Below are 16,311 nucleotides of genomic sequence, written 5' to 3'. Positions count from 1 at the left end.
CCACATGTCTAAAGAAGCTTCTAACAGAACGTTTGCTCCACTATCCCCGCCGCCTCGCTTGCTAATGGGCCCGGGCCCAATTAACTGCTACCCCCGTGTGTTAAGCGCCATGTCTACCCAGTTAGTAGGTCAATATGACCCTGTAATGACTGGCTACATGAACGAGGTCATGCAACTTTACCGCGATGTTTTCAATACGAAAAACCAGCAAACCTTCTTGGTTGACGGTACGTCGCGCGCTGGAATTGAAGCTGTATTGGTATCGGCAATTGAGCCAGGCGATAAAGTCCTCGTGCCTATCTTCGGGCGTTTTGGGCATTTGCTTGCTGAAATTGCAGAGCGCGCCGACGCTGAAGTTCACACCATTGAAGTGCCGTGGGGCGAAGTGTTTTCACCTGAACAAATTGAAAAGGCGATAAAAGACGTAAAACCAAAACTGCTTGCCATTGTTCAAGGGGATACGTCCACCACCATGCTGCAACCGCTTGCAGAAATTGGCGCGATTTGTGAAGCAAACGATGTGTTGTTTTACTGCGATGCAACAGCGTCAATAGGTGGGAACCCGCTAGACGTTGATGCTTGGAAATTAGATGCGGTGTCAGTTGGCCTGCAAAAGTGCTTAGGAGGCCCATCAGGCAGTGCTCCTATTACACTAAGCGACAAGTTTGTTAAAACCGTGCGTACCCGTCACCACGTTGAAGCCGGCATTCGCGATGCTCACCATGAAGCTGCGCGTGGCCCTAAAATTCGTTCTAACTACTTCGACTTGCCCATGATCATGGATTATTGGGGCGAGGAGCGACTAAATCACCACACCGAAGCGGCCAGTATGCTCTATTGCGCCCGTGAATGCGCGCGCCTGCATTTAGAAGAAGGCCAGGAGAACGTGATTGCTCGTCACAAAGTAGCGGGCGACGCGATGCTAGCCGGTATTCAGGCCATGGGACTTGAGCCCTTCGGCGACCTGAAACACAAAATGTACAATGTTGTAGGTGTTCATATTCCCGAGGGTGTTCATGGCGAAGAGGTACGCGAAACCTTACTTCTGCGTTTTAACATTGAAATAGGCACTAGTTTTGGTCCGCTAAAAGGAAAAATTTGGCGCATTGGCACTATGGGCTATAACGCCAGAGAAGATGCCGTGTTACATACCCTCCAGTCCCTTGAAACTGTGCTTCGTATGCAAGGGTTTGCGCTACCTGCTGGTAAAGGTGTAGATGCTGCGCTTAGCGTTTATGCTAAGGCTAAAGCGGCGGGAGTCACCAATGGGTGAATTCGCAGAATTTGCTGAATTGGCTACGCAAGTCATGGCAAGGTGCGAAACATTAGGCACCTTAAGCCAGGACCCAGCCTGTTTAGACAGGCGCTATTTGACCGAACAACACAAGCTTGCAAATCAACTAGCCTCAGGGTGGATGATTGAAGCAGGAATGACCACCTGGCAAGACGCCGTTGGCAATATATGGGGGCGCTATACATCAAGCGTGCCCAACGCACCGCGATTAATTCTAGGTAGCCACCTCGACACTGTGCCTAACGGCGGAAAGTACGACGGCATGCTAGGCGTGGTCGCCGCTATTTCGCTGGTCGCTATGTTTGACGGCACGCAAACCAAGTTCCCTTTTCATATCGATATTGTGGGTTTTTGTGATGAAGAAGGCACGCGATTTGGCACCACCCTTTTAGGAAGCCGCGCGCTCACCGGTAAGTGGCAAGAGCAATGGCGTCATTTAAAAGACGAAAATGGCGTGAACTTAGAGCAAGCCATGGCGAACTTCGGCCTTAATTTCGACGCAGTAAACAGTGCCGCTATTTCCCGTACCGACATTTTGGGCTACATAGAGCTTCACATTGAACAAGGCCCTGTTTTAGAGCAAGAAAATCTGCCTGTTGGCGTTGTCAGTGCTATTGCAGGTGCAAAACGTTTTAATTTTTCAGTAGAAGGCATGGCGGGTCACGCTGGCACTGTGCCAATGTCTATGCGACGAGATGCGCTGTGCGCAAGTGCAGAGATGCTATTGGCTGTAGAGAGCATTAGCTTGCAGCGTCCGGGCGTTGTAGCCACGGTAGGTAAAATTGAAAATGCGCCAAACGGCGTTAACGTCATTTCTGGTCGCACACGTTTTTCTCTCGATATCAGAAGCGAAGATGATGAATTGCGAGATTCTGTATTGGCAGAAATATTGCAAAAGTTTGATGCCATTGCGCATGCAAGACAAATAACGCTAACACGGGAGCAAACCCACAGCGCGCCCGCGGTACATTGCGATAGCCAGCTAAAAGAAGCACTCGTTCGGGGGGTAGAAGAAAGCGGGATTAAGCCAAGAGTCCTTGCCTCGGGAGCAGGTCATGACGCTATGGCTATTGCTGATATTTGCCCTGTGGCCATGTTGTTCACACGTTGTAAGGGCGGAATAAGTCACCACCCTGCAGAATCTATTACCATTGATGACGTGGCCGCAAGTTTGTCAGTACTTTATAAAACCATTAGCAAGCTCAAGCATACGTAGTGGTCAAATCAGTAAAGTTTCAATGAAGGGTTAATAATGAAAATAACAAGGATTTACAACGATGAAGCAGGCAAAAGTCACTTTGGCGAAGTGGAGATTGCGCTAAAAGACGGCGGTCCTATCGGCATGCTTTCAGAAAAATTTGGAGCCGATAAGATCATTTTTCGCGAAACCCCTGCAGATTATGATTTTAGGTGGCATCCAGCGCCGGCACGACAACTCCTTTTCATAATTAAAGGGCGTGCTGAATTTACGGTGTCTAACGGTGAGCGACATGTGTTTGGAGCAGGTGACGTATTATTGCTAGAAGACACAGAAGGCGAAGGCCATTGTTCCCGCGCAATGTACAATGAAGTGCGCCACTCAATTTTTGTGACGTTAGATGAAGGCGTAGTCCTTTAAAACGACCGTTCGCACTGCTCTGAAAAAATGCGCTAATTTAGCGCATTTTTTTGTTTAGGCACCAAAATGGGGCTTACGAATTGCCTAATTATTTGCTCCTTACCCAAACCCACATAAAAAACATTTTAAAACAAAAACTTAAAAACACATTACTAAGCAGACCAACTGGTCAATATCTTGCAACCATAGAGCAACTATTGCTAAGAAAAATTGCTCATGTCATTTGTTGTACGAACCCTGTTCATTTTGTCTTTATCCTTTGTTGGTCTTTATTCCGCCGCAAACCCCTTTCCTACTGAAGAAGACGCAAACAATTGGTTTAAGCAATATACACAGTCATTGACCGACTCACAGACCTATCAACTACTTAAACAGTTTCCAAAAGGCGGTGACTTGCACCATCACTTATCAGGTTCGGCGTACGGCAAATGGTGGTATGAGCTAGCAACTAATCAAGCACTAAACGGCGGCTATCAGTACTTCACTAAGATAAATCATAGCGAGTGTGACTCGGCGCCGTTGTTTCATACCATTTCTAACACTACCCACTCTAAACTAACGAAATGTGAGCAAAAGCAATATAAAGCGCTGAATGCCCTAAGTAACAAAGAGCAAGAAGCGTTTATCCATAGTGTTGAACTTGATAAGCCAGAAGAAGGTCGAGAGGAGTTTTTTGAGTTTCACTGGCAGCGTTTAAGCGAGCTTACTCAAAACCCCTATATTACAGCGCAAGTTCTGCTTAGAAACATGCAGCTGTATCAACAAGAAAATGTGCGCTATTTAGAAACGCAAATGAACGTTAGGCTCATGAATCGCGCAGATGGTAGCCGCTTTCCTCCTGCTGAAGCACTTAAAGTTATTACAGACATGCTCGATAGCGAAGCAGCTAAAGCTACTGGTGTCACCGTTCGTTTTCAATATGCCTTGGTTCGTTTTACTGACAACATTGAAGCCCAATTAGACTGGATCTTCAAATTCGTAGACGCCAATAGAAAATGGTATGTAGGGATAAATTTGGTTGGCAGGGAGGATGATCCCCGAGGTCAACCCACGCGCTTTTTAGCGCCTATAACGAAACTAAGAGCTCAATATCCAGCCATTCGCCTCTCCTTTCATGCAGGTGAATCTGAGCATGCAGATACCAATATTCGCGACACCTTATTGTTAGGCGCAGAGCGAATAGGCCATGGCATTAATCTGCTAAAAGATCCTTCAACGTATTTGCTCATGCGCCATAACCGCTATTTGATTGAAACCAATTTAATTTCAAACCTAAAGTTAGAATACATCGACGATTTGAGCGCTCATCCCTTTCCTCAACTTTTAAGAACCGGTGTACCCACTGCACTTTCAACCGACGACCGAGGGATGTGGGATGCCACACTCACAGATGAATATTACCTGGCATTTACCCAGTTCAATATAAGCTGGAGTGAGCTAGTTACATTAAGTCAAAACAGTATCAAGTACAGCTTTTTACAAGACGAGAAAAAAGAGCAACTACTTACTGAGCTAAACCGAGATTTAACACAGTTTTTAGCCTTAATAGCGGAAAGCGCTAACCAAATACCATCAGCAAACAGCAAAGTACAACCTCTTAACAGCAACGTGGAACGCTACAGTGATTTCATCTGCGAGTTTGCCGCCTCGGTCTGCGCCAATGAAGGAAATAATAAGGAAACAACAAGGAAATAACCATGTCTTCAAATCACAACGAACTACTTTACGATTTACATGATAGTCCGGCATTTCTTCCTTCACTTACCGCGGCATTTCAGCATTTACTTGCAAGCTTTGTCGGTGTCATTACCCCGACTCTTATCGTTACATCAACACTGGGCCTTACTGAATACACGCCTTATCTTATCAGTATGGCCTTGTTTGTAAGCGGCTTAGGCACGGCAATTCAAACAAAGCGTATAGGCCCGGTAGGCAGTGGATTGGTAGCCATCCAAGGTACCAGTTTTGCGTTTATCAGCGCGTTAATACTGGCAGGAAATCAGGTCAAGGCGGATGGAGGAACACCCGAAGATGTCTTGTCTTTGTTGTTTGGATTAACTATGGCGGGAGCCATGGTCGAAGTGGTGTTTAGTCTGTTTGTACATAAGCTCAAACGTATCATTACGCCATTAACTACAGGAATTGTGATAACCGCTATTGGGCTAAGCTTGATAAACGTAGGCATGACTGATCTTGCGGGCGGTTTTCACGCCGCTGACTTCGCCAGCACAGAAAACTTAGCCGTCGGCCTTGGGGTGTTACTCATCATTGTTTTCTTGAACGCCTCAACAAATCATTGGCTGCGTTTAAGCGCCATCTTTATTGGTATGGCGATTGGCGCAACCTATGTCGGCTTTACCAAAGGGTTAGATTTTAGCGGCCTTGCTTCACTTTCTGTCATAGCAATCCCCACTCCGTTTGCCTTCGGCATTGCCTTTGATATCAATCTCTTTTTACCTATTGCGCTTATTTATTTGTTCAGTGCAATAGAAACGGCCGGCGACTTAACCGCAAATAGTCTTTTCTGTAACCAGCCTTTGAGCGGTCCGATTTATTTAGCAAGAGTGGAAGGCGGAATCTTGGGCGATGGCATAAACTCGTTCCTTGCTGGCATGTTCAACACCTTTCCAAATACTACATTTGGCCAGAATAACGGGGTTATCCAATTAACCGGTATCGCCAGCCGTAAGGTCGGCTTTTTTGTTGCAGCGCTTTTCGTTGTTATTGGGTTCTTCCCCATTGTAGGTGGTGTGCTGCAGGCTATTCCCAAGCCAGTTCTTGGCGGTGCCACACTCGTTATGTTTGCCATGGTGGCGGTAGGCGGCTTAAAGCTATTAGCCAGCTACGCGCTTGATAGGCGCAGTAGCTTGGTGACAGCGTGTGCTCTAGGTATGGCGATTGGTGTAATGATGGTTCCAGAAGCCCTTGCTCAATTGCCTTCATGGCTTGAAAATATCTTACTTTCCCCAGTAACCTCGGCCGGCCTCACCGCCGTCATCCTTGATTTAACCTTACCAGGAAAAAAGCCCATTGCTTCGCCACACACTAATGCACAAAAAGTAGAAAGCAGCACTGACGTTGCTCAGGAAAACCCTTCTTACGAACCTATTCACAACCCAAAGCCAGAAAGCAGCCGTAGGGCAACGAAAGTCCCCTATGAAAAAGCCTTTGTAAACCATGAGGCTGTTAAGCACTCAGCACACTCGACATCCATTTTAAGTATAGACGGACAACCGGGCGTAACCTCTGCTCTTTTTAGTGCAAAAGCTCGCTAAAAATCACCTTAAAAGTGCATGCATTTATGCGATTGAGTTTATTTACATAAAAATAACAATATAAGAACAATATTATATATTTTTATCCCTATAATTCAGCAACTTAAGAGAAGGTTAAAAGTTGACCAACTGGACAAGTAGTTGGCACTCATCCTGCTAACTCTCTTGCCAATAACAAAACGCATATAAAAATGCGTGAAAAGAGCCCTAAAAAGGGGCAACTAAAAATAACGAGGAAACCATGAAAAACACTACATTCAATTTATCTCCTCTAGCAAAAGCTTTTGCAATGACTACCGCGGTCGCGCTATCGTCGCAAGCTTTTGCTCAAGAAGAGACAGAGGTTAAAGAAAAAGACGTTGAAAAAATTCAGGTAACAGGATCTCTTGGGAGCCTTCCTGGCCAAGACGTTGAGTCAGTTTTTGGCTTTGGCAAATCTATTCTCGAAACGCCTCGCTCAGCGTCCACGATTTCTCAAGAGCAAATGGAGCGCTTCAACGTTTCAGACATTGATGAACTCGTCGCGTTCGCACCAGGTACATTCACACAGTCGTTCTTCGGTGTTGCAGGCTCTCTGGATGTGCGGGGCACGCCCGGGGAAACTTACTTCCGCGGTGTTAAGCGCTTAGACAACCCAGGTAACTACCCTACGCCTATTGGCGCGTCCAGCCGAATCGACATCGTTCGTGGTCCGGCATCACCTATTTACGGCCCATCAAAAATTGGTGGTTATCTGAACTTTAATCCCAAGTCTGCCCGTGCGTCATCGGGGCAGTATTTAGATGCACCGACGGGCGCGTTGTCTTACACAACGGGGTCGTGGAACAAAAGCATTTTAACCGCAGAAGTTGGCGGACCGACTAGTGTTGCCGGTAAAGAAATGGGCTATTACATATACGGTGAGCTAGAAAACTCTGACAGTTACTACGACAATACCCAGACTGATCAAACCGTACTTCAAGCATCATTTAATATCGATATTACCGATAACCTTCGCTTTGAATTTGGTGGTATGTACCACGACTACGATGGTAACCAAGTGGCCGGCTGGAACCGATTAACTCAGGAGTTAGTTGACGACGGAACCTATATTACAGGTACGGCTCAACCATTAGATACGGACGGCGACGGTCAAATCAGTCACGAAGAATATGCTGAAGTTGCCGACTTGATTTCACCGTTTATTTTCACGCCAGCTGTCCCATTAGATTCGGTTACAGGCGACTTTTTCGATCCTTTAATGGCATTACAAAACCCAGGTACTACGACCTTAAGTGGTAGCCAAACTTTGGTAGCACCTGATGACCAACTTGGTAACGAAGCCATAACGCTCTACTTCGACACCATTTACTACACGGATAATTGGGAAATTCGCAACCAGCTTTTCTATGATGCATACGACAACATAAACGAAAATGCTTATGGCTTCTCACAATTCCATGACAGCTGGGTTATAGAAGACAAACTAATTTTTGCGACAGAATATGAGAACGACGGACTATTAGCGCAATTTCAATTTTCACCATCTGTACGCTATACCGACTTTGAGCACGGCGATGACTTCACTTACGAGTTCTTTAATCGTCGCGACCTTACCATGCCGTCTTCAGCGCTCGATCGCCGCCTTTTGTCTACCCGCTCGGGTAAAAACTACGACAACTATGACGTAGGTAATTACTTAGACTTAGGCATTGCTGCAATGACCGATTTAACTTGGGACTGGGGTTTAAACTTAGTACTAGGTTTACGATACGACACTATTGATATTGAAAGCACATCGCGCACGGATTTACTTTTGGGCGCTACTGGAGATGAAACACCAGTTTATGCTGAAGAAACCGTAGATGGATGGTCTTGGAACGCTAGTATTTCATATGAATTTGAATTTGGCCTTATTCCTTATATCACTGCAGCAGAGCAAGCTACCCTTGTTGCAGGCCAGGGCGCCGAGATTGGTGTTGGCCAACTCAATCAACCTGGTGGTGGCGGTGCATTCGACACCTCTGAGCTGATGGAATACGGTATTAAAGGTTCTCTCGTTGACGATACACTCTATTTTGCACTTTCATTCTTTGAGCAAGAGCGTACCGACTTCAATACTCAGAATACGGTTACCAACAACACAACCAATAACGAAGGCACCGAATTTGAACTTCGTTGGGTAGTCAATGAGAACCTTGTTGTTTCTGCTGGCTATACAAATATAGAAGTTATCAACTTAACTGCACTTGCCAATGGAAACCAATTTGGGTTCTTAGGTGCTGACGATTTAGTTGCTCTTGATGATCCTTCGTTAATTTTTGGCGGGAACGTAGTAGGTCTTAACCTTGTTGGTGAAGGAGAAACAAACTCTGACGGACGAAAGGCCGGTATTCCTGAAAATATTTACACGCTGACAGCAACCTATGACTTCCAAAATGGTTATGCTGCCAACGTGAGTATTGTGGATGTGGATGAGGTCGCGTCTGGCTACTCAGCTGCAGTGACACTTCCAGCCTACACGTTAGTCAATGCTGGCTTGTCATATCAGGCGGAAGATTGGTCGTTAAACTTAACCGTTAAAAACTTAACTGACGAGCGTTATTTCCGCTCTAACTTCCCTGATCTATTTGGTAGTCAAATTGTACTACCTGAACTACCGCGTCACTGGAATGCTAAATTTACTTACTCATTCTAAGTTCGCATACTCTTTGAGCGTGGTCGTGCCTCATGTGTAGATTGAACGTTCGACACACGCTCTCAGGCCTGTAAGTTTTTTCGATAAGAAGCCCAGTTTGATAATGCTGGGCTCTTTTTTAGGAGTACTAAATGCATCTTTCTTTTTATCCACTGCTTAAACAAAAACGGTCTGCCTTTTTCAACGCTTTGCTTATATTGGCTATGTTTTTGGGTTTCTGTAGCAGTAGTTATTCTGCCAGTGTTAAAACCAATGACGCTAAGCCGCCAATGAAAGTGAAGGTTGTTGTGGTAAGTATGTTCGAAATTGGCAGCGACGAAGGCGACGCGCCTGGTGAATTTCAATTGTGGAAGGCTCGCCAGAAACTCACAACCCAATACCCTTTGCCTCATGGCTTTCACGACATTTACGCCAATTCTGATACAGGTGTAATCGGTATGGTTACGGGAATGGGCATTGCGCGCGCTTCAGCAGCAATAATGGCACTAGGTCTTGATCCTCGCTTTGATTTATCCCAAGCCTATTGGTTGGTCGCAGGGATCGCGGGAGTCGACCCAGCGGATAACACCATTGGGAGTGCAATTTGGACCGATTACGTAGTCGATGGCGACCTAGCACATCAAATTGACGCTAGAGAAATTCCGTCTCAGTGGAGTACGGGCTATTTCCCCCTCTTCACTCACGCGCCCTTTGAAAACGCTGACGCTGTAGACGTAAACAACAGCCCAAATGGCGAGGTGTACGCGCTGAACTTACCGTTAGCAAAGTGGGCCTATTCGTTGACAAAAGACACCAAGCTTTTAAACAACGAAGCGATGGATGCACTGAGAGACAAGTACGCCAACTCCGCTAATGCAAGGGCACTTCCAAATGTATCTATGGGTGCGCATTTATCTGCTTCTACCTTTTGGCATGGCGAAAAACTAAATACGTGGGCAAACGATTGGGTAGCATACTGGACGCAGGGCAAAGGAAATTTTGTTACCTCGGGCATGGAAGACTCAGCAACACTTCAAAGCTTGAGCTACTTGGACAATGCAGGGTTAGTCAACAAAGACCGCTTACTTATTCTTAGAACGGCGAGCAATTTTACCATGCAGCCACCATCGTTGAGCGCTGCGGAGAACCTAAAGTTAGAGAGTTCTGGCGATGGATATGCAGCAATGGGAGCCGCTATAGAAGCCGCCTATAAAGTCGGCTCACAGGTGACAGACTATATTGTAACGCATTGGGAAACCGTAAAAGATACGCCCCCTTCAGCGGAATAAACGCACTTTAACCTCTACGCTGTCACTGATTTAGCATTTAGTGCATGGCGCACCTGAAGGGTAACGTCATTTTGTACTACGGGCTTGGCAAGAAAATCGGCCATGCCCGCATTGCTACAATTAGTTTTATCTTCAGGCGTTGTATTTGCCGTTACAGCCACAATACGACCGTGTTTGGGCAATAAGTTTTCTTGGACAATAATCTTAGTCGCACTTACCCCATCGAGCACTGGCATAGCGCAATCCATAAAAATAATGTCGTATTTTTTAGCTCGGGCCATTTGAACGGCCACTTCGCCATTTTCGGCTTCATCTGGAAGGTAATTAAACTTCTCTAGCATGGATGCAAGCACGAAACGGTTTATATCGTTGTCATCAACAACCAAAACGTTAAGAGGAACGCTAAGCAAGTCTGAAGAGAGGATAACGTCACTCTGCTTTTCTTTATCTAAAACTGCCATTTCTACAGGTATAGCTATATCGAAACAGGAGCCTTTCCCTGCGCTTGAACGTACTTCAAGCTCGCCGTCCATTTTGCCAACAAGTTGATTGACGATAGACAGCCCTAAACCGTTTCCATTTAACTCTTCAGAGGCACTGGCGGTGTCGTTTTGAAATGGTCTAAAAATACGTGACAATATTTCATCACTCATGCCCACACCAGTGTCTTCAATTGACGCAAGTAAGATAGGCACATCGCCTTGATGCTTTAACGTAACTTGCACCGAAATATACCCTTTCGGCGTAAATTTGACCGCGTTCGATAGTAAATTTGTAATGACTTGACTGATTCGGGCGGCATCTCCGTGAACATAAGTGTTTTCGTCAAAAGACAGCACCGCGTAAAGCCTTACGCCTTTCTCTGCACATTTTGTTTTAAATACATCTAGGATATCTTCAATTAACGAACGCGCACAAAAATCGCTATATTTTAGTGAGAATTCGCCGTTAATGATGGAGGTGTAATCCAAAACATCGTTTATAAGAGACAATAAGCGGTCTGCGCTATGAAGCGCCACATCCGCTTTGCGCATTCGCACATTTTCTTTATTTTCGAACTTGAGCGCCTGCAGCATGCCGGTAATGCCATTAAGCGGCGTCTTTAACTCGTGGCTTATACGGGATAACAACATGCCACGTTCTTTAGACGCAGCTTCGGCTTCCCTTCTTCTCTCTTCCAATTCGAGTCTAAGTTGCACCGACTTGTTTACGTTTTGGCAAGTCCCAAACAAACGAATACACTTTCCGTGCTTCATCTCAGCCATGCCGTGGGTTTCTATCCAAACTGAATTACCTTTGGCAGAGACAAGTTCAAGCGTTGCACTCCACGGTTCACCCGTAGCGACTGTGTGGGAGACAATGCGGTTTATCTCATCTCTATCAAACCCCTCTTTGTAGAAGTTGATAGCTGTTTCTAATGTGGGTACAAAGTCTTCTGAGACTTCGTGAATAAGCCGAGTTTGTGAAGACCAGCTAAGTGCATTAGTGGTCAAATCAACTTCCCATGTGCCTATGTTCGCTACACTTTGTAACTTTTCGTACAACGTGTTTTGATTGGTCTCTGCTTTTTCGAGATGAAACTTATCCAACATCACGCTCAGGCAATCGTCTAACAGCGACAGCTTGTCGAGGTTTACCGACTGTTCTGGGCACGCATTAATAAAGACTAAGCAGACTTGGCTTCCATCTAGGGTATGAACACGGCCTCGAATGTATTTTTCGGCATTAAAATAAGTAGAAAACCATTGTTTAAATGCAGTAGAACACTTAGCGCTGTTTACAGGGAAACAGTTGTCTACTGGCACACAGGTAGAGAAAGAAGGGACCGACTTAAAGTTGGGTGCATACGCCGACGAAGCTTTAACCAATATATTAACTGTCTCTTCGTCCAGCTGTAAAAGTAAACCTTGAAACACGCCAAACGAATCGCAGCCTCGCTGTACCAAACTGGTTAGCGATGCCTTCAACTGGTGTTCCAGTTTCACATTCAAACTCGATTGTTCGTCAAAATAAACCATGGTTCGCTACCCAAGCGTAAAGACCACAAGATTCTTGCCGCCTTGCTCGATTCGTGCACAGCGGCCCCGCATTTATAATGATAGCTTGGGATTTGAATACGGGATATTAAACAATAGGCTAGAAATTCTATTTTTATGATGGGATATTGGGCGGTGGCCTCAGCCCTTGGCTTGGTTTCGCCCTAATTCTTTTGCTTCAAACAATGAAATGTCAGCGTCTTCTATAAGCGCAGCCACATCGTCTTCAACCACATCCGTAGCTTTCCAAACTGCAAAGCCTGCACTTATTGATACGCGGCTTTCTATCCCTTTACCATGTGGAATGCTTGCATTGGCGACAGCCTCAACAAGCTGTTGTGCCACTAGCTTTGTGCCCTGATGGTCGATATAGGGGAGGACGACCAAAAACTCTTCGCCGCCAAAGCGAATAACGGCATCTTTCGGCCGTTTAACCGTATCCGATACAATTTGCGCCACTTTTTGAAGACAAATATCGCCTTCGAGATGCCCGTACGTATCATTGAAAAGCTTAAAATAATCGATGTCGATCATTATTGCTCCAACCGTACCTTTGTCTCTCGCAACTTGCTTAATGAGTAACGGAATTTCCTTGGTTAAATACGTACGATTGTACAAACCCGTTAGCTGATCGTGAAATGTCATCATTTCAAGGAATTCGGTGCGAAGCTTATTTTGCAGATGTGTTTTGATGCGATGCGTTAATGTAGAGGCGTTAACCGGTTTCATGACAAAGTCTGACGCCCCTACTTCCCAGCACGCATTTTCACTCTCAATATCCATTGTAGATGTAACGAAAATGACGGGGATATGATTCGTTTCAGGCGAGGCTTTTAAAGCGGTACAAACATCTAACCCATTAATGTCTGGCATGTTCATGTCAAGCAGGACTAGGTCAGGAAGGTTTGCCTCGCAGTAGGATATGGCTTCTTCTCCCGACTCGGCTGTAGCACAGGTAAACACCGACTCTAGGATGGATTCGAGCAGCATACGACTCATCGGCTCATCGTCCACAATAAGTACGTTACACTCTGCGTAGGGTTTTATTTCTTTTCGATTCATCAGGTACTTTTATTGTTACTACACCAAGGTGACCATTCTCGCTTGCGTTGTTTCTGCTTTTACAATATCAAAGTAATAACAACGCTTTACGCAAGTCTAACACCTTACATCCAAATTTGTATCGAAAAGTCAGCTAGTTTGCTTTCAAGTAGGTATGGTTTGAACGACAAGGTTATAAAGAAGAGACTATCGATTAGCACTCAACTCAGCGTCCAGTGAACTTTACGCTACTTGGCAATCATCGATGAACTTCGTGAAGAAATCCGCCATCGCCATAGGGCGACACATAAAATACCCCTGCCCTAAGTGACACCCAAGTGCTTTGAGCGCGGCAAAATGAGATTGGGTCTCTATCCCTTCGGCAACAATGGTTAACTCTAAGCTTAATGCTAAATGCACTATTGCCGTTACGATATCATGTGCCTGCTGTTCTTTATCCATATCAATAACGAAAGAGCGATCTATCTTAAGCACATTCAATGGGAACTGACGTAAATAAGAGAGACTTGAATAGCCCGTACCAAAATCATCCAACGCAATAGTAACGCCCAATGAAGCCAAGTCGTTCAGGATATCTCTGGTTTGTTCAAAGTCGTGCATTAAGGCTGATTCTGTTACCTCCAATTCTATAGACGACGCGGCGATACCCGCTTCGTTGATAATTTCAGCAACTTCTTTTGCGAACCCTGGGTTTGAAAGCTGTTTAGCAGCTACGTTTACCGCCACTTTGAAGTCTTGCCCCAATTCGTTGCATCTAGCGACAAACTCACAGCTTTTTTGCAACACTTGCTTACCTAACTGATGTATTAGCCCAGTCTCTTCTGCCAGCGGGATAAATTCATCGGGTCCAATAACTTTTCCATTTTCGTCGAACATTCTGACTAAGCTTTCCGCACTTAATACTGCGCTATCGTCAAAGTTATATTTTGGCTGTAGGTAAATGGCGAGACTGTCGTTCTCGATAGCATTTCTAAGCTTTACCTCCATCTCCACACGATGATGCATGGCATGCTGCAGGTCTTTTGAAAAGAAACTGAAAGTGTCTTTGCCTTTTGATTTAGAGCGGTACATGGCTGAGTCTGCATGGCGCATCATCTCTTCCGCATTAACAGCATCTTGGGGATAAAGGCTAATTCCAATGCTTAAGCTAAGTTGATGGGCCTTACCGTCTATATCAATGGGCTCTCTGCCCGCCTGCAAACACGCCATAGCAATACTGTCTGCACTGTAGCCCGAACCAATTTCAGTAAGTAAGCAGGCAAACTCATCGCCACCCACGCGGGCGAGCGTAGCGCTTTCTCCAACAACCTTTGCAAGGCGCTTTGCAATAGACGCAATAATATAGTCGCCGACTTGATGCCCCAGGCTGTCATTGAGGTATTTGAAATTATCGATATCGATTAACAGTAACGCTATGCTTTGCTTAGAGGTAAAACAACGAGTGATAGCTTGAACAACTCTATCGTGCAGCAGAACTCGGTTTGGCAGGCCCGTGAGCTGATCATGATTGGTTAAATGTGTCATCTTTACTGCCATTTCAATGGCTTCTGACACATCTTGGAAAACGATAACCGCGCCAGACAGATGGCCATCCTCATCAATGATGGGCGACGCTGTATCTTCTACCCTGAATACTTGATTGTGTCGGCTTACCAGCGTGGCGTTATAAGACATAGCTACCGGGCGCATCACTTCTAGTGCGTAAAGAGCGGGGTTTAAAAGACGCTCATTTGTCGAGGCATCTCTTAAATTCATAACCTCATCGATAGGTTTGCCAAGGGCTTCCGTTTCACTATAACCGGTTAACCTTTGCGCTACCGGGTTAATAAAAGTTACATCCCCTGCTGCGTTAATTGAAATAACGCCGTCAGCTATAGATTTGAGAGTAATAGCAAGCTGCTTTTTCTCTGCTTCTAATTCGTGATTAACACGAGCAAGCTTCGTTTTTTGGTCCTGAATAGTGAGATGATTTCTAACTCGCATCTGGCACAACCCAATATCAATGGGCTTGGATATAAAGTCTATGGCACCTAACGACAATGCCACATGTTCATTTTCTGGATCGCTATGGGAAGTGACAAAGATTACTGGAATTGCTGCCGTTTCTGGACACGCTTTTAACTGCTTGCAGACCTCAAAGCCAGATAGCTCAGGCATGCTTATATCTAGAACAACCAAATCAGGAAGTTGTGCTTTTATCACCGAAAACGCATTCGCGCTTTGCGAGACCGTAACAACCTTTGCTAGAGATTCTACTGCACTTTCTAATAACAAGAGTGTTGTTGGTTCATCGTCAATGATGACTACTTTCTGTGTCTCATTATCCATGAGAAATTCCACACCATGTAACAAATATCAGAATAAGTATCGCCCGAGATACGTAAAAAAAAATTAGTCTTTAGTCTAGGGCCTGTTGACCTTTGGTGTACGAATTTTGGTCTAAATGGCAGCCTTTTAATCGCGGAACAGTCCTGCAAGCCTAGCGGGCTAAGTTAAAGCTAGATGGCACACAGACCGCTGCAAAAATGTACAGCAAAGGTCAACAGGCCCTAGGTTTTGCTGGTTTATGAACCGCAGTATGCTATGCCACTAAACTTGCTATTTCTTGATTAGAACATGTATTGTACACTGGCATAACGCTTCAATTACGGTGGCACATATGGACACATCTAACTCAAACGATACGCCCACTCGAGAACAATTATGGAACCGCGATGCTGCAATAAGCAGGTTGGGTGGAAATGAGGGGTTATTGAACCGTATTGTTGAAATGTTCCTCGCGCAAATAGAACAAAAACAACAAGCACTTAAAAGTGCAGCGACCGCATTGGATGTTGAAGCTGTTAGATTCAACAGTCATGCTATGAAAGGTGTGTCGGGCGATGTAGGTGCCGATGCCATTCGGGAAAAGGCATCGTCTATTGAAAACAAAGCCAAGCAAGACGATTTAAGCGAAATCGTTCAAGACATCACGGAATTAGACAATTTGATTAAGCAAACTATTGCAGTCATGCAATCGTAAAATCACATTAGCTTCTCGCATTAATCGCCAGAAGCTAACTCGACTATCATCCACTCCTC

The 16,311-nt window shown here is 45.2% G+C and carries 11 protein-coding genes; 8 read left to right on the top strand and 3 right to left on the bottom strand.

Translation table 11 applies throughout. From position 1 onward, the window contains the following. Positions 1-4 precede the first annotated feature (4 nt). From MASE_RS07235 to MASE_RS07205, 7 genes are all read left to right on the top strand, one after another. Positions 5-1,273 carry a pyridoxal-phosphate-dependent aminotransferase family protein gene (locus MASE_RS07235; RefSeq protein ID WP_014949088.1) on the top strand — a complete coding sequence of 423 codons (1,269 nt, stop codon included), beginning with the start codon at positions 5-7 and terminating at the stop codon, positions 1,271-1,273. Next, positions 1,266-2,510 carry an allantoate amidohydrolase gene (locus tag MASE_RS07230; protein WP_014949087.1) on the top strand — a complete coding sequence of 415 codons (1,245 nt, stop codon included), beginning with the start codon at positions 1,266-1,268 and terminating at the stop codon, positions 2,508-2,510. Before MASE_RS07235 ends, MASE_RS07230 begins: the two co-directional genes overlap by 8 nt. A 36-nt stretch (positions 2,511-2,546) precedes the next feature. Further along, the gene (locus tag MASE_RS07225; protein WP_014949086.1) at positions 2,547-2,912 is read left to right on the top strand and encodes an AraC family ligand binding domain-containing protein; all 366 of its coding nucleotides are present in this window, start codon (positions 2,547-2,549) and stop codon (positions 2,910-2,912) included. Positions 2,913-3,128: 216 nt separating this feature from the next. Next, positions 3,129-4,607: an adenosine deaminase family protein gene (locus MASE_RS07220; protein WP_014949085.1), complete on the top strand. Its 1,479-nt coding sequence runs from the start codon at positions 3,129-3,131 to the stop codon at positions 4,605-4,607. A 2-nt stretch (positions 4,608-4,609) separates the two neighbouring features. Continuing rightward, on the top strand, positions 4,610-6,187 hold the full coding sequence (locus MASE_RS07215; RefSeq protein ID WP_014949084.1) for a uracil-xanthine permease family protein: 1,578 nt from the start codon (positions 4,610-4,612) through the stop codon (positions 6,185-6,187). 241 nt (positions 6,188-6,428) lie between these two features. Then, positions 6,429-8,864 carry a TonB-dependent siderophore receptor gene (locus MASE_RS07210; RefSeq protein ID WP_014949083.1) on the top strand — a complete coding sequence of 812 codons (2,436 nt, stop codon included), beginning with the start codon at positions 6,429-6,431 and terminating at the stop codon, positions 8,862-8,864. Positions 8,865-8,995: 131 nt separating this feature from the next. Next, positions 8,996-10,132: a purine nucleoside permease gene (locus MASE_RS07205; protein WP_014949082.1), complete on the top strand. Its 1,137-nt coding sequence runs from the start codon at positions 8,996-8,998 to the stop codon at positions 10,130-10,132. 14 nt (positions 10,133-10,146) lie between these two features. Here the strand turns inward: MASE_RS07205 and MASE_RS07200 are convergent, their stop codons facing one another. The 3 genes from MASE_RS07200 to MASE_RS07190 all read right to left on the bottom strand — a co-directional run bounded on the left by MASE_RS07200 (position 10,147) and on the right by MASE_RS07190 (position 15,558). Further along, positions 10,147-12,150: a hybrid sensor histidine kinase/response regulator gene (locus MASE_RS07200; protein ID WP_014949081.1), complete on the bottom strand. Its 2,004-nt coding sequence runs from the start codon at positions 12,148-12,150 to the stop codon at positions 10,147-10,149. A gap of 159 nt (positions 12,151-12,309) precedes the next feature. After that, positions 12,310-13,230: a diguanylate cyclase gene (locus tag MASE_RS07195; RefSeq protein WP_014949080.1), complete on the bottom strand. Its 921-nt coding sequence runs from the start codon at positions 13,228-13,230 to the stop codon at positions 12,310-12,312. Positions 13,231-13,452: 222 nt separating this feature from the next. Next, positions 13,453-15,558 carry a two-component system response regulator gene (locus MASE_RS07190; RefSeq protein WP_014949079.1) on the bottom strand — a complete coding sequence of 702 codons (2,106 nt, stop codon included), beginning with the start codon at positions 15,556-15,558 and terminating at the stop codon, positions 13,453-13,455. Between the two features lie 331 nt (positions 15,559-15,889). Here MASE_RS07190 and MASE_RS07185 point away from each other — a divergent pair, with 331 nt between their 5' ends. Beyond that, positions 15,890-16,252 (top strand): Hpt domain-containing protein, encoded by a 363-nt coding sequence (locus MASE_RS07185; RefSeq protein WP_014949078.1) that lies wholly within the window; start codon positions 15,890-15,892, stop codon positions 16,250-16,252. Positions 16,253-16,311 lie beyond the last annotated feature (59 nt).

The organism is Alteromonas macleodii ATCC 27126 (assembly GCF_000172635.2).
In the GTDB taxonomy this organism is placed as follows: domain Bacteria; phylum Pseudomonadota; class Gammaproteobacteria; order Enterobacterales; family Alteromonadaceae; genus Alteromonas; species Alteromonas macleodii.
Note: the sequence above shows the minus strand (reverse complement) of the source record. Positions and strands in the feature narration are given on the sequence as shown.